Here is a 20,107-nt window from a genome sequence, read left to right on the forward strand (position 1 = left end):
GTTAGTTAATTATTATTTTTTTAGAGTTTGAACCTTTATCAGTTTCTACTTTTAATATGTAAATACCGCTTTTTAATGGTTCTACATTAACTGTATTTCCAGTCATCTCTAAATACACTTCTTTACCTAAAGCATCAAATAAAGATACTTTGGTAATATGTGCATCTGTCGTTATATGTATTTCTTGTTGAGCTGGGTTTGGGTAAACAATTATCTTATTTTCATCTACAATATTTGTCGTTAGTGTATTCCGGTCTAAAACCACTAATGTAGTAGTAACAGGTAATCTTCCGTTTTGGGAATCAAAGTCAAACGTTTTTGTAAATGATAAGGTTTGAGGGTTAAACTCAAATACAGTTCCATAATTGTGCGTTCCGCCTTCTGAGGTAACTCCGTAAAGCTTGTTATTTAATTTTGTTAAGCCACCAAGAGGTTTAGCTCCTGTTAACACATCATTAAAATCAAAAACCTTAGAAAAGGTATTGGTTTGTATATCGTATTTAAAGATAATTCCGTTACCATTTACACCTCCTTCTGAAGTCAATCCATAAAGTATATTAGTATCAAACTGAAGTAAGTTTCCATAAGGATAATAACCATTTAAGTTTTCAAAATCGAAATCATATAGTTTGTTGAAGCCTGTAACAAAATCCCATTCAAAAATAACTCCAACACCCTTTAATCCTCCTTGAGTAGCCATTCCATAAAGTTTTCCATTTGTTGCCTCAATTAAACCACCATTTGGTAATGCTCCATTTTCTACATTAAAATCGTGAATTTTAGTATAACTTTCTGTATTAATATCATATTCAAAAATAGTTCCAACAGAAACTTCACTTCCCATGTAATTACCTTGTCCTCCTACTGATGCCATTCCATAAATTTTATTGTTAGAAGCCTGAACCAAATCACCTAAAGGTGTTCCTCCTAGCAACTGACCAAAATCATGTTTCTTAGCAAAAGTGTTTGTTGATAAATCAAACTCAAACAGCATACCTAGTTCATTACTTCCTCCTCTAAATGCTGTTCCATACAACTTGTCATTGGACGCTTCTAGTAAACTTGCTCTTGGAAAAATTCCCATTTCAAAGCTACTATCTGGCTCATCAAAACTATGTAGTCTTGTATAAATATTACTTATTGGGTTATATTCGAAAATTGCGCCTGAGTCATTTATTCCTCCTCTTAATGTTAAACCATAGAATTTTTGTCTGTTTTCAGAATATATTAAACTTCCATCAGGTCCTGCGCCATCAGTTGAGCTATTAAATTTAAAAATTGGGCTATAACTATTTGTAGATAAATCAAAACTATAAAACATACTATTGAAAGAGTCTACTAATCCATAACGCGTCTTGTTAGCTATACTATATAATTTACCGTCTGAAGCTTCAAAAAGACCTGCATATGGATAATACCCAGAATTTATATTAAAACCATATAACAAACTAGATAGACCTGTAGAAGGGTTATACTCAAATAAGGATCCAATTCCACTAGCTCCACCATACTCTGTAACGCCATATAGCTTGTCATTAGATGCTAGTGTAAGCTTAGGTCCTGGTGAATAACCTAAATTGTTTGAAGATGCAAAACTTAACAGTGTAGTATATGTACTTGTAGAAATATTATATTTGAAAAGAATACCGTAATCTTCTGTCCCTCCTTCTGAAGTTGTACCAAATAGTTCTAAAGAATTGTTTGGACCTTCCACTAATGTTCCTAGCGGATAAGCTCCAGAAGTTCCAGCTAATCCAAAATTAAATAAGTGAGTCAATGTATTGGTAAGAAAATTATATTCAAATAATACACCAGAATCATTTGTACCTCCTTCACTGGTTAAGCCATAAAGCTTTCCATTACTAGCTTCGAACAATGAACCATAAGGTCTTCTTCCTGGGTTTAGTGCATTATCATCAAAATCGATCTTTTTTGTGTAAGTATTCGTGTTGAGATCAAATTCGAAAATAACGCCATCATCATAATCACCTCCAACAGAAGTCATTCCATATAGTTTTCCATTAGAAGCATATGTAAGTTCTCCTTCTGGTGCTCTACCATTTAAATCATTAAAATCATGAAGTTTTGTAAAGGTATCTTGCAAGTAATCATATTCAAAAATGACTCCATCACCATGGTCTCCTCCTTCTCTAGTCATTCCATAAAGTTTATTATTAACTTCAATAAGTGCTCCTTCAGGACGCTTTCCGTTTGTTGAATTGATCACCTCAAACTCATCAACACCAAACCTAAATTTAGTTTCAAACACTCCAGTTGCAGGATCATATTCATACAAAACTCCACCAATATTATCGCTATCATAGTAAACACCATATAAATAAAGTCCCGAATAAGGTGACAGTCCATAAAATTTTCCGTTAGAGGCTTCTATCACTCCACTATCTATATCATAGCCATCAGTTTTAAAAAAGTTGTATTGAACCTCAAGGTTTTCAGCATTTTCATCAGTTTTGAAGATGGTTCCCATATCAGATTTTCCTCCTCTATAGGTCATTCCCCATAATTCATAATCTTCTTGAGAAAAAATTATACTTGGTAGCAGCATTATAATTGCTATCAATGTTTTTATATGTGTTTTTGTTTTCATGATTTTATATTGAATTAAATATTTAGCATTTAAAGAATGAGAAATCTTCTCCGTCAATACCTCCCATAGCTCCAATTAGGTTTTCTATGGTGCTGGCAGCTGTACCTACTCCATAAAAAGAATCATATAGTATTTCCTTATATAAATCGCAGGCTAAAGCTTGGAGTGCAATAGTTAAATCTTCATCCATTCCTGTTGTGTTCATCAATATTAAAGCTTGAGATGCTAGCGCATATAATTTCACTAGAGTTAAGCTATAAGCTGCTACAAGACCCAATGGTAAATTTCCAAGCCCAGTAACTGTAAGACCAAAATTCATGGCAGATAAGACTTCTTTATAACCTTCTATAACCTTATCTAGCTCCATCAATTGTTGGTAAGTGGTTCTTGAGCCTCCACCTGTTTGGTTTGGTAAAATGCCATAGAGTTCACCTTTAATTGGATCTATTTTCCAAAATGATTTTACTTGTAAGGATGTATCAAAAAGTTTTAAAATCCCTCCTCCAAATATTTGTTTTCCATAATAATGATAATCGCTTCCAAGAGCTTGCGAACTGAAACGTTCATCTCGTCCCATTGCTTTATTTAGTAGTAATGGTTTTTCTTTGAGTTGAGAATAGGCACTATCTTCAAACACGTAACCTTCTAAAATTGCTAATTGAGCTGTTTTCTTTAAGGTTTCTTCAAAATTTCCAGTTCCACTTCTACTTACAGTTTGATATTCTGAAGTTGGTAAAAAATCGAAAGAAGTCTTAGTTTCGTTATTATAAAATCCTGGAGAAAATTTAACAATACAAGATCTAAATCCGTTTGGATAGGTTATTGCTTGCTCTGTTACATTATTTTGAATAGGCTGCAACATACTTAATAATAGAGAAGGATAACTAAAACCACCTTTAGCTATTTCTTCAACCGCTGTTTTAATATTGCCTTCTTGATAGGCTTCAAACCAATTTTGATTACTCATTAATGCTTGTAAATACTCCGTTAGCTGAATAGAAAGTGTTGGTGCTTCTCGTTCAAAAGCCATAACTGCACCTCCAAGAAGCATTTCGTGCACTTCATCTATCATTTTTCGGGTGAGTTGGGTTGGATTAGCATAAAAATCGTTATGAGGCTCATAACCTGCTAACACACGTTTAATAGGATTTTTTCCTAATCGTTTTATGGTGAGATAAAGTCCAACCATACGATTACCCAAAAGATGGTCACTAGGTTCTGGAAACTTATAGTATAAATTGACTTTATGTGTTGTATCTTTTAGCTTAACTTCTACATTATGTGCGTCTTTTTCAGCAAAAGCAGAATATGTTACTACATAAGTAGGAAACTTTAAACCATCAATAATTTTAGTAATCTCAGTAATGGTAAGCTCTTGATCATCTGCAGAAATTTCAATAAAGTCCATGTTTTCTCTCAAATGTTTGTATACTGTACCTTGAGGTTTTACATTAAGAAAAATAGCAGGTGGACCAGCCTCATAAATTGGTGTATATGAAGCATCAAACGCATCATTATTATCGCCATCAGTTGCATAAAGAATTACATCTACATCCAACTGTTTTGATTTGAGTAATGCTGTATAAATGTTTGAACCCGTTTGCTGAAGTATTACTCTAGCTTTTGGATAGGTTTTTTTGATTGCTGCTTCGGTATTCTGTAAAAACAGTTTTATATTATCTCCTGTATATTCACCAGGCATACTTGCAGACGTATCATATAACAATAAAATTTTGGGTGAAAGCACATTTTGATTCATCCAACCTGAAACAGTTTGTCCATTATCAGTAATTTCAAAATTGCCTATTGATATACCTTCAATAATATTTCCTTGAGCATCTTTAGGGCTTAGCTCCAATCGTACTTTTGGAAATGCCTGTGGAAAAACTGTTCCTTCAAAAGAGTGTACTTTTTTTATAGCTGAAGGCTCTTCATTATTAGGCAAACTATCAGGATTATAATTTTCAAATATTTTTACAGCTTCTAAGGTTATTGGTTCTCCTAAAACTGTACGCTCCTCTAGGTAGGCAGCATCTTTATTAATGTCTTGAAGTGCAAAACAAGGAGTGAAAGAAGTAATTTCAGAAATAGATTTTATTGACTGTTCTTCAAAACTCATATTATTGAGAAACTGAACCTGCAACTGATTCCCTAATAGTTCAGAAAGCTTCCAAGTTCCTGTCAACAATTCTGTTTCTCTCCAGTGGTCTAAAGCGTTTCTACAAGACAATGTAATAGTAACATCTTCATCTTTTGGGTCTTTATATTCGTCTGCTTTATTAAAGGTCTTTTCTTTGTTAGTTGGATGCAAGTTCCCAAAAGACACTTTTGGGTCAAACACATGCGCATACTTTTCAGCTCCTTCTTCATAAAACACAACCGAAGGCACAAAGGCTTTATGAAACCTAAAATTAACCGTTCTATCTCTAATATATTTTTTATCAATATTGTTTAAAAGATTATTGGCTAGTGTTTCGGAGCTTTCTACAATATTTGGTATTTGTTTGTAAGTTTCCTCTTTATTGGTTACTCCCATCATTTTTTGCCACTTGCGCATTTTTTTATTGGTAATTGGTGGCGCAAATTGTGGAGTTAATTTTTGATAAACTATTGCCTTTGCTTCATCTAAGGTTATTTCGGTTTCTTCCAAAACCACTTTAGCCTCATAACCAGCATCTACTAGCATGTCTTTTAAAATTTCAGCTTTTTCGCGAGGTGTTGCAAGTCCGCAGCGTAAAGCCATCTCTTTCCCATAAATTGTACCATTAGCAGAATGGTGAAGAAAATCGCTTTGCCAAGGAATAATTTGAAAACTATCTCTAACAAAGTTGGTCATTGCTTCTGGGTTTTTAGAAGTAACTAAAGCGGTTCGTCTACCAATAAAATGATCTGGACTTTGCTCTAAAATTTTAATCATGTCTTTCCACACGCCAAAAGGAGGTTTACCTAAATCATCTTTACTACAACTTTGCAAGAGCATTGGTGAAAGATAAAATCCCATACTCCCAAGTACCAATTGTTTAAAAAACGTTCGCCTTGACGAATCGTCAATTTGAGTTTGGTTACTATAAAATTGTTTTGATATTTGGTTCTTTTCCATGATTAGTCTAACTGATCAAAATTGAGTGTTTTTAAAATGCTCAAAAAACATCTTTATACTAAAATCTCCTATTACCTTAAAACTGACTGTAAAACGATTATTTAAAAAAACTGTAAACAGTATTTATTTTGCTCTATAACTAAATGTTACTTTACATCTGTCTTATTTTCTTGTTTAATGTCTTGTCCATATATTATAGAAACCGCACGTGTATTAACAACAAATAAAGTTTTGATAGTTAAGGTTATACATTTCATAATGATATAGAAGATTAACCTTGAAAGATGTTTTTAAATAAAAGGGAAACAACAGTGTTGTATATTGTCATCTCCCTTCTCCTTCAATTAATAGCATTGTAAAACTATAATCAAAGCAAAAAAGGGAGTATCACTATTGTAACAAAGTATACAATAAATGTAACATTGAAGAAATTGCCTAACAAAATAGGGATTTAAAGAATTGACTGAATGGCTTTTACCATTTTAGAAGCACGCTCTTTAACTTCTAGTTCTGTCCAAGATAATTTTATTAAGCAAGAAATATTTCTACCGATAAAGTGATTAGATTTAGAAAAATCTTTAGTTTGAAGATACTTTAACCCATCCTTTACTTCATTAGAAAGTGGATAAAGTGTTTTTAAATCTTTTAAATGTTCCCACTTTCTAATAAAATGCCAATTATTATCATAGTAATGAAAGCAGCCATCAATTCCAGTGTCTTTTAGAGCTTTTACTGCTTTTCTTGAGGTTTCTAAATCAGGTAAGAAAAAACTAAGAAACGAATAACTTTCTTCTCCTCCTTCTGGCACTGTTCTAAATGTAAGTTCAGGAATTACAGAAAGTGCTTCTCTAATAATACTATAATTTTTCTTTTGGATAGCTACAAATTCATCTAACCTACGCAATTGTGCTAAACCAACAGCTGCATTGAGTTCAGATATTCTAAAATTATAGCCTAAAAACGGATGAGTTTCTGCTCCTCTATCATTTCCTTTATGGTCATGACCATGGTCTGAAAAGTGATCAGAATTTGTATAATACTTTTCGTTGTTGGTTAATACAGCTCCTCCTTCACCACAAGTAATTATTTTCACATAATCTAAAGATAAGCAACCTAAATCACCAATGCTTCCTAGAGGTTTTCCTTTATAAGTCGCACCAGTAGCTTGTGAAGAGTCTTCAATTAATATTAGATTATGTGTTTTACAAATGGATTGCAGTTCATCTAAATTTGCCATACTACCACACATATGCACAGGCATTATGGCTTTAGTTTTTGGAGTAATTGCTGCTTTCACAGCTTCAGGATCTAAAGTTAGAGTATCATCAATATCTACTAGAATAGGAATTGCTCCCAACATCATAATAGCCTCAAAACTAGCCACAAAAGTAAATGTTGGCATAATAACTTCGTCTCCTGAACCTATTCCTGCTGAAGCTAATGCTATAGATACAGCAGCTGTTCCGCTAGACACTAATTGAGCGTGTTTAACTTGTAATGTACTTTGAAGTTCTTGTTCTAACGCTTTTGCTTTCCAGTGACCATTACGCATAGCATCAAAGCCATAGCGCATTAAAACACCACTCTCTAAAACGTCATTTACTTCTTTTCGTTCTGCATCTCCGAAAAGCTCAAATCCTGGCATGTATTAATTTTAAAGCGAATTTAAAAATGAAATATAACTGTTTAATGATTCTGTACTGAAATCAGTCGTTGGAGTACCTATTGCTTTCCCTGTAGAATCTAAAGTTACAAATGATGAAAATTGATTGATTTTATTATAATGAATAATTAATCGCTTAGGTATATTGTTTTCAGAAGAGTTATCAGCAATTAAAAGTATTGCTTTATCAGCGATAGCTTTAAACTCCTGAGATTTGAATAATTCAATATTCATTTTCTGACTTTCAGTTGAATTAGTATCAGTAAAGAATAACAAAATTGGCTTGTTTTGGTCTTTTGAAGCTTTAACAGCTATGTTTAAATCTGTTAACCAATTAAACTGACTTTCTTGTGCATAAAAGTTTAAACTAATTAGGCATACGAATAATACGATAAGCTTTTTCATAAGTGAAGTATTAATTAATAAGATTAACAAATATAAATTATTCAGCGATTAAGGCAAAGCCTTTTTTAACGAATATTATTAATATTCAATAACAGCATTATTAACATTCTTTCTAACTTTCTTAAACGAAGCAAACATATCGTCTTCTGCTCTATAACCAACAGGTAGTAACAATACAGATTTTAAATTTTTATCTTTTAAGTTTAAAATTTCATTATAGCTATCAGCTTTAAAACCTTCCATAGGGCAAGCGTCTATCTTTTCAACAGCACAAACAGTCATTAAATTACCTAAAGCAATATAAGCTTGTTTAACTGACCATTGTTGTCTTTCATGTTCAGTCATTCGCTGCATCATGGTTTTTAAATCTGACCTAAAAGGTGCTAAAATGTGCTCTGGTGTGTTTCTTATATTACTAACATTATCAAAATGTTTATCAACATCTTCATCAGTAATATTATCTTGTATGCATATAACCAACAAATGTGAAGCTTCTTTTACCTGTAATTGATTGTATGAATGTTCTACTAAAGAATTTCTAACTCCTTTATCAGAAACAATAACCATACTTATAGTTTGTAAACCAAAAGATGTTGCTGTTAAATTAAATGCTTCTTTAAGTATATTTAGCTTTTCGTTAGAAATAATTTTAGTTGCATCAAATTTTTTTGTTGCATATCGCCATTTAAGGCTATTTATTATATCCATTATTTATTTTTAAATTTTTGCGCAAAGTTAACACTTGCATAGGTTTAGAGGATATACATTCCATAAATTAATTCTATAGTATTATATTTAGTATAAAAAATTGTTGTTTTTATTTGAAAGAAATAAAAAAGGGTTCTATATTTGCATCCGCAATCGGAGAAATGGCAGAGTGGTCGAATGCGGCAGTCTTGAAAACTGTTGAGGGTCACACCTCCGGGGGTTCGAATCCCTCTTTCTCCGCTTAAAACGCTTCATAATTTTATGGAGCGTTTTTTTTATTGTTATAAATTAAAAATACATTTGGCACAATAAATGTTATTATCTTCGTTATAGAAATCAAACTAAAACCTATGCAAAGAATTATTTTAGTACTCGCTATTTTAATCTCATCACTCACCTATTCTCAAAACAATGCTGTTGGCGCTGGAGAAAAATTAACATTTACTGCTTCTTATAATATGTCAGGTTTAATGACTGACTTAGCCCAAGTAACTATGGAAACTAGTGAGGTAAAAACCTCTAAAGCTACATTACTAAGGCTAAAATGTACTGCTGCCACATATAGTAAATGGGATAATTTTTTTAAAATTAGAGACTTATACGAAAGCTACGTAAGCCCTAAAACGCTTACGCCTTATCTTTACAAAAGAGATATAAACGAAGGTGGTTATTACAAGTTTATGCAGTACAAATACAGTCATAAAACTGGTACTGTTAAAAGTTTAAAAAGAAAAAAGAGAAAAGATGGAACTTTTTGGGATGAAAACAAAAATGTATCCATAGGAAGTGCCACTCGCGATTTAGTATCTACTCTATACAAATTGAGAACTTTAGATTTTTCTAGCTACTCAACAGGAACCTCTAAATCATTTACTGTTTTGTTTGACAATAAAGAAAACGTTGTTAACTTTAAATATTTAGGAACTGAAACTATTTCAACCAACATTGGTAAAAAAACATGCTATAAACTAGCTATTTCTATAAATAACAGTAATGTACTTAAAGGTTCTAATGACAACTTATTATGGTTAACTGCTGATGAAAATAAAATTCCTGTTTACGCTAAATTTAAAATTGCAGTAGGAAGTGGTGAGTTAAAAATAAAATCGGCTTCTGGCTTAAAAAATTAAATATCAATGAGAAAATTTTTAGTAATACTAGGATTTATTGCAGCTATTCTTGCTGTAGTTTTAGCTGTAACTCCATTATCAAACATTGCATTAATCCCTGCTATTGTAGCACTTATTTTAGGGCTTGCAATTTTTTACTTATCAAAAAAACAAAACCAATCTAAAAAAGTTGTTCAGTATATTTTTATACTTACAATTGTATCTATAGGAATTACCACTTACAAATCGGTTTTTAACGAAGTTGAAGTTGGTGATACCGAAGAACTCCAAGAACGTGCAGATGAATCTGTTGAAGATTCTAAAGAAATCCTTGAAGACCTTGACATTGAAGAGATTGATGATATTGATATGGAAGAACTCGATGGTCTTGAAATAGATTAAAAATCTATCGCTTAAAAATCATTGGGAATACTTCGGTATTCCCTTTTTTTTTAGTTTATTTGACTGAAAATAAGAGGTTAAAAGATGAAGGTATTTATTTTTGCTTCAGCACTATCTTTAGTAGGTTCTTGTGCAACAAAAAGATATAGCGAAAAAATTCAAGATATTAAAGACAATATTGTTTTTGAGAACTCACAACAAATCAAAGAAATTTCTAAAACCATTGACTCTAACGAGTTAAAAAAACTGGTTTACGATTTGTCTTCTAGTGAATTTCAAGGAAGAAAAACAGGAGAGTTAGGTTACCACAAAGCCTCAAACTACATTAAAGATTATTATATCAATGAAGCTATAAGTTCCCCTTTAGGAGAAAACAACTATTACCAACAAATTCCTGAATCATTCTTTTCTGATGACATAAAAAGTTCTCAAAATGTAATTTCTTATATTAAAGGTACAGAATACCCTGACGAAGTTATCATTATCTCTGCGCATCTAGATCATGAAGGTGTAAAAGAAGATCAAGTTTATTATGGTGCTGACGATAACGCTTCTGGTACAGCAGCATTAATGGAAATTGCCCAAGCTTTTAAAATAGCACAAAAAAAAGGATTTGGTCCAAAACGAAGTATTGCATTTTTACACCTTACTGGTGAGGAGATTGGGTTAAAAGGCTCAACTTATTATACTGATCATCCTGTTTTTTCATTAAAAAATACAGTTGCTAATCTTAATATGGATATGATTGGTCGAGTAGATGAAAAACATATTGAAAACCCTGAGTATATATATGTAATTGGCGATGATAGATTAAGTACTGAGCTACATTACATCTCTGAAATTGCAAATGATACTTTCACAAATCTTGAACTCGATTATGAGTTAAACAAAGAAAGCGATATCAACCGTTATTACTATAGGTCTGACCACTATAACTTTGCTTTAAAAGGTATTCCTGTAATTTTTTATTTCAATGGAGAGCATGAAGATTATCATAAACCAACTGACACTCCAGACAAAATTAACTATCCGTTACTTCAAAAACGCACACAACTTATTTTTACTACAGCTTGGTATTTAGCCAATTCTAAAAACCGTATAGTTGCCGACAAAAAATAATGTTAAAAATTGTTGTTAAAATCTGTTAAAGATTTAAGCTTTAATCAAGGTTACAAATAACTTTTTGTATTATCGCTAAATTTTTAATTACATACATTCTCTCCAAACTAATTAACAGCTAATGAAAAAATTAATTTTAGGAGTTACTCTAAGCGCTTTGGCTTTTAGTTGTAACTCAACAAAAAACTCAGTTGATTCCAAACCTAAAGCTCCTGCTGACCCAACCAAGTATGGTAACACGATTACCTCTGCAGAACTTAAAGAAATGCTCTACATTTATGCTTCTGATGAATTTGAAGGTAGAAATACTGGTGAACCAGGACAAAAAAAAGCAGTAGAATACTTAAAACAACAATACAAAAACTTAGAAATACCATCTCCTTTAAGTGATGATGATTACTTTCAAGAAGTAGCTCTTGAAGCCAGAAAAACTCCTGAAGTAAGTATTCAACTTAACAATAAAAACTTACTTAATCTTGAAGACTTTATTTCTATAGGGAGTCCAACAACGCAATCATTTTCGGTAAATGACATTGTTTATGCAGGCTATGGTATTGAAGCCGAAAATTATTCAGACTATAAAAATATTGATGTTAAAAATAAGGTAGTATTAATTAAAGCTGGTGAACCTAAAAACGAAGATGGAACTTATATTACCACAGGTAAAACCGAAAATACCACTTGGTCTGAAGGTCGAAGAGCTAGAAGTGCAAAAAAGAATGTTGCTTCAGAAAAAGGTGCGAAAGCTATTATTATTTTAGACGATGTTACTTTTCCTAGATATGCAGCTTATTACAAACGAGTTTCTAATTCGCAAAGTAAAGGTAGAATTTCATTAATAAACAATGATTCTGATTTACCACAATTTATGGTTAACAGCACAACAGCTAAAGCCATTTATGAAAATATCCTTGAAGACGACCAAGCTAAGACTATTAATACTAGTTTGTCTATTGATATTAAAAGTGAAGTAACTCCAGTACATTCTGAAAACGTGGTTGCCTTTATTAAAGGAACTGAAAAACCTGATGAAATTGTTGTTATATCTGCTCACTTAGACCACGAGGGTGTAAAGGATGGAAAAGTATACAATGGTGCTGACGATGATGGCTCTGGCACAGTTGCTATTTTAGAAATTGCTGAGGCATTTAAAACCGCTGTAAATGATGGCTATGGACCAAAACGTTCTATATTGTTTTTACACGTTACAGGTGAAGAAAAGGGACTTTTAGGTTCAAAATATTATACTGACAGTGATCCTATTTTTCCTTTAGAAAATACGGTTGCCAACTTAAATATTGACATGATTGGTCGTGTTGATGAAGCTCATAAGGACGACAGAAATTATGTTTATGTAATTGGGTCTGATATGTTAAGCTCTGAGCTAGATAGTGCTTTACAAAAGGCAAATAATAATTACACAAAGATAAATTTAGATTACAAATACAATAATGAAACTGACCCAAACCGTTTTTACTACAGGTCTGACCATTATAACTTTGCTAAAAACAATATTCCTGTTATTTTTTATTATAATGGAACTCATGAAGATTATCACAGACCAACAGACACACCAGATAAAATTGAATACGATTTATTAGAAAACAGAACTCGCCTAGTGTTTTATACTGCCTGGGAAGTTGCTAATAGAGAGCAAAGACTTATTGTTGATAAAGCCAAAAAAGATTAAAGCCTAAATGCATATTACAAAAGAAGCCTTTCAGAATACTGAAAGGCTTTTATTTTTGGGTGGAAGATCGGTCTCGAACCGACGACCTCCTGAACCACAATCAGGCGCTCTAACCAACTGAGCTACAACCACCATTTTAAATTGGATTGCAAATGTAATTCATTTACTATTTTCTACAAAGTGTTTTTTTAAATTATTTTAAATCAAATATGCTATTTACTGCTACATAGCGTTCTACAGTAAAGCCTTCAGCAAACTCTACTCCTATTAACCGTCCTAAATCCCTAGCTCTATATTTAACACTATCAGTAAAGTTTTTACTTGAAATTGGTGTGTTTGGTGCTGTATTACTAGGGTCATAAAACTGTGTTTTATAAGCTAATACAGATTTCATTTTAATATCAATTACATCAGAAACATCAACCACAAAATCAGGTTCTATAGTTTTCCATTGTATGTAATGGTATACATGTTTAGGTCTCCATTGCTCCTGTGGCTTCCCTTCTATTTCTGTTTCAATTTTTATAAGTCCACTTAAAAAACAAGCATCACTAACTAGCTTGCTACCCTTACCATGGTCTATATGTCTGTCATCAATAGCATTACACAATACGATTTCTGGTTGATATTTACGAATCATTTTTATGACTTCCAATTGATGCTCTTTATCATTTATAAAAAACCCATCTGCAAACCCTAAGTTTTCTCTTACCGAAACTCCTAATATTTTAGCTGAGTTTTCAGCCTCTTCTTTTCGAGTTTCAACAGTACCTCGTGTTCCTAATTCACCTCTAGTTAAATCAATAATTCCTACTGTTTTACCATTGGCAATTTCTTTGGCTATTGTTGCGCCACAACCCAACTCTACATCATCAGGATGCGCTCCTATAGCAAGTATATCTAATTTCATTTCTTTTTTAACTTATTAGTTGGCTCTTTTTCACTGAATGAATAGCCTGTTCAATATCATTCATTAAATCTTTTCGAGATTCAATTCCTACAGAAAAACGTATCAAATTATCACTTATTCCTAAACTATCTCGTTGTTCTTGTGTTAATAATGCATGTGAGGTTTTATATGGCGATAGCATTGTGCTTTCTACACCTGCTAAACTCATTGAAGGTTTAATCAATTTTAATGCTTTTTGAAATTGGCTAGCGTCTAATCCGTCAGCTAATTCAAAAGACAACATACCTCCAAAACCTTTCATTTGCGATTTAGCTAGTTCATATTGCGGATGGCTTTTTAAACCAGGGTAATACACTTTTTTAATGTCAATATGCGCATCTAAAAACTTAGCCATTTTTTTAGCATTTCGGTTTTGGGCTTTTACTCTAAGACCAAGCGTTTTGATACTACGCTCTAGCATCCAAACCGTAAAATCGCTTAAACTTCCTCCTAGATTTTTACCAACATTCCAAATGGTTTCAATGTGCTCATGAGAACTTGCAATAGCTCCAGCTAAAATATCACTATGACCTCCTAAATATTTAGTAGCTGAATGCATTACAATATCAATTCCTAAATCAATAGGATTTTGATTTACAGGACTCGCAAAGGTATTATCAATACAAGTTACAATGCCTTTTGATTTTGCTAAATCTGCTACCGCTTTTATATTAGTAATTGTTAATAAAGGATTTGAAGGCGTTTCAATAAGTATAAGTTTTGTATTTGGTTTTATCGCATTTTCAAAGTCTGACACATTATATCCATTAGTAAATGTGTACTCTATATTATGCTTTGGAAACTCCTCTCTAATAAAATTTGTTGTACCTCCATACAATGTGTTTTGCACTACCAAATGGTCTCCTGCTTTTAAAAAAGCAAAAAGCGTAGTACTGATAGCTGCCATACCAGAACCAAAAATCATAGCTGCTTCAGCATGTTCTAAAGCTGCTATTTTTTTGGATAAAAATTCTTGATTAGGCGTATTAAAATAACGAGGATAACGTTTTACATCCACATCTTCAAACTGATAAGATGTTGACATATAGATTGGAGATACAGCTCCTTTAAACTGTTCGTCTTTAATCTCACCAATATGTGTACAAATGGTATTTAATCCTAGCTTTTCTTCAGACATAATATAGCATTTAACAATGCTTAAAATTACAAAAAAAAGCTATCAATTTACTTTATACAAGATAATTCAAATCATAGAAAATAATCAGTTGTTTTTCACAATAGCTTTCACACTATTTGTGGTTTTATCTGAACTAACTTTTATAATATAACTTCCATCTGAAATGTTTGTTACAGGAATTCTTACTGCTCCATTTAACTCAAACGCTTGTATATTATCCCAATTCTGAATTTCTTGACCTATCATATTTATTAACTGGACATTTTTAATAGCAGACACATTAGGTGTTTTAATGTAAATTTCTTGAGTATTGTTTAAGTAATTAATGATTGTTTTAGCAAAAACTTCATCATCAATTGATAGGCTACTTTCTGTTGTAAATGTGATATAAAAACGACCTAAGTAATCATTTGGATCTAGTAATATTTGGAAAGCTTCATCATTTATTTCAAAATAAGTACCCATTAAGGCATCATACACATATACATCAATATCTGTTTCAAAGTTTTCCAAAGCCTTTAACGATATTTCATAAGTACCAAAGGTATTTATAAACATTGCCAAAGGATATTGACTATTAACATCAAAATCTCCTACTCCTTGTGTTGTAAAATTCCTGTCTTCTATTCTCCAAAATAGGTCGTTTGAAAACTCCGCATCAGCATTTTCAGCATCATAAGCAACATCAATACCATCAGTAGCCATATTATTTGGCACAAACCCTAACAATAAAGGGCGAATATTACCATCAGTAGTTTTAAATTCAATTCTAACACGTTTAATGTCTTGATTTGGATCACTATCAACCTGATATGATGTACCAGCATTTGAATTACTAGATCTTATAAACTGAGAGTTTGCAGAAGTTTCTCTAACAAATACACGCTGACTATTTTTAAATTGAATAGTTCCTCCTAAATGACTTGCTGTAACAAAAAACCCTTGAGAAACAGGAATATATCGTCCAGGTATCTTGGTTGGTGTTCCGCTACCACTCACTAAAGGAGGTGATACTGCAGGATTTCCTCCTGTAAGGTTATACGTTGCATAACCGCCTTCATAATCTTCTAAAATATGAGTGAAATTAGAAACATAATGTTCCCAGAAATACAATGTTCCATCTATACTTTGAGATGTTCCTGGATTTCCACCTGGAATATTATCAAAAATAAAGGCATTAGCATCAATTGCTGAAGGGTATGGATTTCCTATTAAGGCTTGGTTACCTATAGTAACTGGAGTAGTGATAGTACCATTATTAGGTTTTCCAACAAAAACATAATTTTGAACATCATTTACTGGGTCACCTGCTCCACTTCCTTTCATGGTAAATGCTAAACCTGTTGCTAGGGCATCATTTTCAGACAAGTCTCTCCAAGCAGCATAAGTATCTTCAGGGTAATTTTCATAAGCATACAACCATCTACTACTTAAGGTAATAGGAGTTGTGCTTCCTATTGCGTCATTAGCTGTAGTCCATAACAAACTTAATGGTGTATTTGAATTAGTTCCATCTCTTAAAACACTATTAATTGCAAACGGATTATTATTAGATGTTGTACTTAATTCACTAACAGGAGAAGTCCAGTAGTTGTAATTATACAAATTAGTTGTTCCTTGTTGGTCACGTTCTAACTGACCAGAACTTGTAACATCCAATATACTACCTTCATCTTGAAGCAACTGAGACTCACCAAATAAATCTATATTTCCATCCAATTTAAGGTAGTGAGTTACTCTTAAAAACTGACCATCATTGTATTCATCTTGAGAGGTTCCTGGGTCAGTAATATTTAATGTTTTATTAGGTACTATAGACAATAAACCTAACACTGTTATATCCTTGTTACCTGAATCAATATTATGAGAAGTTTCAACTATATTCCAATCGATTGGAGTAACTCCGTCAACACCAATGCTATTAGGCGCATCCCAAACATCAAATTCTGTCCATGTATTATCAGTAGACCATAATTGACCATCAACTCTAGATGTATAAGGTAAAGGAGCTGTGTTAGGCTGAGCTGTATCCATATTGATAAGTTGGCCTCTAATACCTTTATAAGGAATTAAGAACCCACAATTAGAATCCATACGATAATACCCATCTAAATCAGTCCAATTTAAACCAGGAACATCTAGTGGTACTACAGCTCCAATAACAGCTGTATTATCTTCAATTTCCTGATTCATCATGTGGCGAATTTGGTCAACGGTTAATGCAGAATTCCATATCCTTAACTCATCTATCCATCCATTAAAATAATTCACTGGTCTATTAGGAGCATTATTTGCTTGATCCATTGCTCCAACTAAACTTTTCATTGAATTACTTGAAGGAGAAGCACCAGAGACTCCTGTACTAACCTCAATTCCATCTATATACATTCTATATGTACCATTATTGTTAGTTACTGCAATATGATACCACCTATCTGTTGATATTGGATATGACGATTGAATAGTTCCTGAAGCGTTCCAGTTAAATTGAACAATAGAATTGTTAAGGCTTAAATCATAACCTGTAGATAAATCATTTGCATCACGCTTAGAAAAAATGGCTTGAGTACCCACTACAGATTCTGGCTTAACCCAAACCTCAAGACTAAATTGATTTGATAGATTATAATTATTGTTAAATGTTACATGGTCGTCAATTCCATCAAAATCCACAGTAGGACAACTTTCAATAGTTACTAACATAACATCCGAACACCCAACAGAAGGTATTGTCCAAGTCAATTCATAAGTTCCAGGTTCAGCGAAAAATTTTGACCTTGGACTAGAAATATCTGAAAAAGAATAACTACTACCACACCCAGAAATAGAAACTGCAGACCAAACACCAGCAACACCAGTTCCTGGATACGTACCTGAAGTAAATATTGCAGGATTATTAACTCCATTAACAATATTATCAGCAGCAGTTATAGTATTATCATAAGCGTTTAAACTCACTTCCTCTCCACATTCGGCAACAATTTGCGTTATATCTTCGCCTGCATAAGCTAAACTTGCGTTAACAGAAATAAACTCAGTTCCCTCGTCTCCATCAGAACGACAACCATTAATCAAAGAGGTAACACCATAGGTTTGTACTCCTGGAGTAACAGGAGTAATTGTTGTTGTTGATCCTGTGGTAACAACAACTCCGCTTTCATCTGTCCATTCTATAACTTCATCGATAGGAGCTTGTGGAATAGTAATATTTTCTAATGCCCAAGCACTATTAGCTGTCCCATGATAGGTAAATTTAATTCGTAAACCAACAAGACCAATATAATCCTGAAGATCAATAGAAACATGATTATCGACATAAGTCTGAGGTCTTCCATTGCATCCATTAGGTCCACCTCCACCAAATCCAACATTTCCAAAAGTAGTACTGCTAGGACCAGTATAATTATAAGAAGGTCCTGGATCTAAAGTAATAGGATAAGTTGCACCATCGTTTAATGAAAGTTCTATTTTCACCCATGCTCCAGCCTCTAAAAAATACGCTTGATCAAACTCTAAAGTAGCAGTTGTTAATCCTAATGTATTAAATATTGGTGTTTCAAGAGTTGTTAATGGTGTTATTGTATGATTTGGACTATCATATGGAGGAATACCACTAGCTATTCCAAATTTATTTCCTTCTGGCGAATCATAACATTTATTGTTAAAATTTTTCGGACCATTAGTTCCTTTCCAATACGTATCATTTCCTGTATTCCCACTCGCATCCCAAGTAGCCATACCATCAACTAACCACCCTAAATTATTAAGGTTAGATGTATTGAATAATCCTCCTTCAGTTAAGTCAGGATTAATTCCAAACTCACTTTGAGCCACAACAGTTATATCACTTCCTAAACAAATTGTTAAATCACTATGGCTTACGATAGTTGGAGGAATATCTGGCGGAATAACTGCTAAGTAAACAATATTTGATCTCGCCTCACAACTACCAAAAGTAATTACAGCTCTCACTAAAGTAGTCTCGGTTATTGCAAGTGAAGTATATGTTGCATTAGTACTATCGTTTGAAGGAGAACTCCAGCTAAGTCCACCATCTGTTGAAACTTCATAACCAGAAATAGTCCCAGTGTAACCACTTAAATTCAACAAAGCATATTGAGGTTCATCAGGGCATGCCGTTACTTCTATGATATTAGAATCTGGATTCGTATTAATTGGATCACCACTACCATCAACCAAATGACCTATCAAAGTTCCACCTGTAATAGTTGGACTTGTAACTGTTACTGAAGCTGAACAAGTAGAACTGTTTCCATTACCATCGTCTACTGTTAATACTATTATGTTTGTTCCAATATCAGTACAATCAAAAGTACTTTGCGATAAAGATAAATTAACTACTCCGCAATTATCATTAGATCCATTATCAATTTGAGTACTAGTAATTGTAGCTAAACCTGTTGTATCATCTAATTGAACAGTAATATCTTGGCAGATAGCTGTTGGGTCTGTAACATCATCAACCACTACATTTTGTACAACATTAATAGAATTTCCATTTCCATCATCAAAATTCCATGTTATTGCAAATGATCCTTGAGTTGTATAGGTTAAAGGGTCAGATGTAGTTCCAGTAATTGTTCCCAAACAATTATCTGATACTGTAGGAACAGGGACTGTCACACTACACTCTGCAGAAATTACAGGTAGATTAGGAACTGTTGGTGCTGTGTTATCCTGAACAGTTACTGTTGCACTACAAGTCGATACGTTTCCGTTATTGTCTGTTACTGTTAACGTTACTGTGTTAACACCTATATTAGTACAATCAAAACTCGTTTGGTCTAATGACATACTTGCTATTCCGCAGGCATCGTTTGATCCATTATCTATATCTGAAGTCGTGATGCTTCCGTTTCCTGAGGCATCTAATACAACTGTTGCATTCTGACAAACTGCTGTTGGTGCTGTGTTCTCCTGAACGGTTACTGTGGCACTACAGGTTGATACGTTTCCGTTATTGTCAGTAACTGTTAATGTTACCGTGTTGGCTCCTACATTAGAACAGTCAAAACTCGTTTGGTCTAATGACAAGCTTGCTATTCCGCAAGCATCGTTTGATCCATTATCTATATCTGAAGTCGTGATGCTTCCGTTTCCTGAGGCATCTAATACAACTGTTGCATTCTGACAAACTGCTGTTGGTGCTGTGTTATCCTGAACAGTTACTGTTGCACTACAGGTCGATACGTTTC

The 20,107-nt window shown here is 33.0% G+C and carries 12 protein-coding genes and 2 tRNA genes; 5 read left to right on the forward strand and 9 right to left on the reverse strand.

Annotated features, from left to right (window positions below):
* Position 1 precedes the first annotated feature (1 nt).
* The 5 genes from ACQ0RB_RS13555 to ACQ0RB_RS13575 all read right to left on the reverse strand — a co-directional run bounded on the left by ACQ0RB_RS13555 (position 2) and on the right by ACQ0RB_RS13575 (position 8,484).
* Positions 2 to 2,608, reverse strand: coding sequence for a choice-of-anchor tandem repeat GloVer-containing protein (locus ACQ0RB_RS13555; RefSeq protein WP_430499093.1), 2,607 nt, complete (start codon positions 2,606 to 2,608; stop codon positions 2 to 4).
* Positions 2,609 to 2,630: 22 nt separating this feature from the next.
* A complete protein-coding gene (locus ACQ0RB_RS13560) occupies positions 2,631 to 5,708 on the reverse strand; it encodes a hypothetical protein (protein WP_430499095.1) in 3,078 nt (1,025 codons plus the stop codon).
* A gap of 451 nt (positions 5,709 to 6,159) precedes the next feature.
* Complete coding sequence (locus tag ACQ0RB_RS13565; RefSeq protein WP_430499097.1) at positions 6,160 to 7,353, reverse strand: DegT/DnrJ/EryC1/StrS family aminotransferase; 1,194 nt, start codon at positions 7,351 to 7,353, stop codon at positions 6,160 to 6,162.
* A gap of 9 nt (positions 7,354 to 7,362) precedes the next feature.
* Positions 7,363 to 7,776, reverse strand: coding sequence for a thioredoxin family protein (locus tag ACQ0RB_RS13570; RefSeq protein ID WP_430499099.1), 414 nt, complete (start codon positions 7,774 to 7,776; stop codon positions 7,363 to 7,365).
* A gap of 78 nt (positions 7,777 to 7,854) precedes the next feature.
* The gene (locus tag ACQ0RB_RS13575) at positions 7,855 to 8,484 is read right to left on the reverse strand and encodes a nitroreductase family protein (RefSeq protein WP_430499101.1); all 630 of its coding nucleotides are present in this window, start codon (positions 8,482 to 8,484) and stop codon (positions 7,855 to 7,857) included.
* Between the two features lie 155 nt (positions 8,485 to 8,639).
* On the opposite strand from ACQ0RB_RS13575, the gene ACQ0RB_RS13580 reads away from it, so the two are divergent.
* From ACQ0RB_RS13580 to ACQ0RB_RS13600, 5 genes are all read left to right on the forward strand, one after another.
* Positions 8,640 to 8,724 (forward strand) — tRNA-Ser (locus ACQ0RB_RS13580).
* A gap of 110 nt (positions 8,725 to 8,834) precedes the next feature.
* Positions 8,835 to 9,614: a DUF3108 domain-containing protein gene (locus tag ACQ0RB_RS13585; protein WP_129761743.1), complete on the forward strand. Its 780-nt coding sequence runs from the start codon at positions 8,835 to 8,837 to the stop codon at positions 9,612 to 9,614.
* Positions 9,615 to 9,620: 6 nt separating this feature from the next.
* A complete protein-coding gene (locus ACQ0RB_RS13590) occupies positions 9,621 to 9,995 on the forward strand; it encodes an FUSC family protein (RefSeq protein WP_430499103.1) in 375 nt (124 codons plus the stop codon).
* An 84-nt stretch (positions 9,996 to 10,079) separates the two neighbouring features.
* Positions 10,080 to 11,114, forward strand: coding sequence for a M28 family metallopeptidase (locus tag ACQ0RB_RS13595; protein WP_430499105.1), 1,035 nt, complete (start codon positions 10,080 to 10,082; stop codon positions 11,112 to 11,114).
* A gap of 121 nt (positions 11,115 to 11,235) precedes the next feature.
* Complete coding sequence (locus ACQ0RB_RS13600) at positions 11,236 to 12,804, forward strand: M28 family peptidase (RefSeq protein ID WP_430499107.1); 1,569 nt, start codon at positions 11,236 to 11,238, stop codon at positions 12,802 to 12,804.
* A gap of 57 nt (positions 12,805 to 12,861) precedes the next feature.
* Here the strand turns inward: ACQ0RB_RS13600 and ACQ0RB_RS13605 are convergent.
* The 4 genes from ACQ0RB_RS13605 to ACQ0RB_RS13620 all read right to left on the reverse strand — a co-directional run.
* A tRNA-His gene (locus ACQ0RB_RS13605) sits at positions 12,862 to 12,937 on the reverse strand.
* A 60-nt stretch (positions 12,938 to 12,997) separates the two neighbouring features.
* Positions 12,998 to 13,714, reverse strand: a complete 717-nt coding sequence (gene bshB1 / locus ACQ0RB_RS13610) for a bacillithiol biosynthesis deacetylase BshB1 (protein ID WP_430499109.1) — start codon at positions 13,712 to 13,714, stop codon at positions 12,998 to 13,000.
* 7 nt (positions 13,715 to 13,721) lie between these two features.
* Complete coding sequence (locus tag ACQ0RB_RS13615; RefSeq protein ID WP_430499111.1) at positions 13,722 to 14,891, reverse strand: trans-sulfuration enzyme family protein; 1,170 nt, start codon at positions 14,889 to 14,891, stop codon at positions 13,722 to 13,724.
* 84 nt (positions 14,892 to 14,975) lie between these two features.
* On the reverse strand, positions 14,976 to 20,107 hold a 5,132-nt coding region (locus ACQ0RB_RS13620), incomplete at its 5' end, for a LamG-like jellyroll fold domain-containing protein (RefSeq protein WP_430499113.1).

This window comes from Gaetbulibacter sp. PBL-D1, from assembly GCF_050509525.1.
GTDB lineage: Bacteria > Bacteroidota > Bacteroidia > Flavobacteriales > Flavobacteriaceae > Gaetbulibacter_B > Gaetbulibacter_B jejuensis.

What these genes read in the sequence shown, in the direction of transcription:
- ACQ0RB_RS13595 (WP_430499105.1), top strand. Translation starts at nt 10,080, where the DNA reads ATGAAGGTATTTATTTTTGCTTCAGCACTATCTTTAGTAGGTTCTTGT.
- ACQ0RB_RS13600 (WP_430499107.1), top strand. Translation starts at nt 11,236, where the DNA reads ATGAAAAAATTAATTTTAGGAGTTACTCTAAGCGCTTTGGCTTTTAGT.
- ACQ0RB_RS13555 (WP_430499093.1), bottom strand. Translation starts at nt 2,608, where the DNA reads ATGAAAACAAAAACACATATAAAAACATTGATAGCAATTATAATGCTG.
- ACQ0RB_RS13560 (WP_430499095.1), bottom strand. Translation starts at nt 5,708, where the DNA reads ATGGAAAAGAACCAAATATCAAAACAATTTTATAGTAACCAAACTCAA.
- ACQ0RB_RS13565 (WP_430499097.1), bottom strand. Translation starts at nt 7,353, where the DNA reads ATGCCAGGATTTGAGCTTTTCGGAGATGCAGAACGAAAAGAAGTAAAT.
- ACQ0RB_RS13575 (WP_430499101.1), bottom strand. Translation starts at nt 8,484, where the DNA reads ATGGATATAATAAATAGCCTTAAATGGCGATATGCAACAAAAAAATTT.
- ACQ0RB_RS13615 (WP_430499111.1), bottom strand. Translation starts at nt 14,891, where the DNA reads ATGTCTGAAGAAAAGCTAGGATTAAATACCATTTGTACACATATTGGT.
- ACQ0RB_RS13570 (WP_430499099.1), bottom strand. Translation starts at nt 7,776, where the DNA reads ATGAAAAAGCTTATCGTATTATTCGTATGCCTAATTAGTTTAAACTTT.
- bshB1 (WP_430499109.1), bottom strand. Translation starts at nt 13,714, where the DNA reads ATGAAATTAGATATACTTGCTATAGGAGCGCATCCTGATGATGTAGAG.
- ACQ0RB_RS13590 (WP_430499103.1), top strand. Translation starts at nt 9,621, where the DNA reads ATGAGAAAATTTTTAGTAATACTAGGATTTATTGCAGCTATTCTTGCT.
- ACQ0RB_RS13585 (WP_129761743.1), top strand. Translation starts at nt 8,835, where the DNA reads ATGCAAAGAATTATTTTAGTACTCGCTATTTTAATCTCATCACTCACC.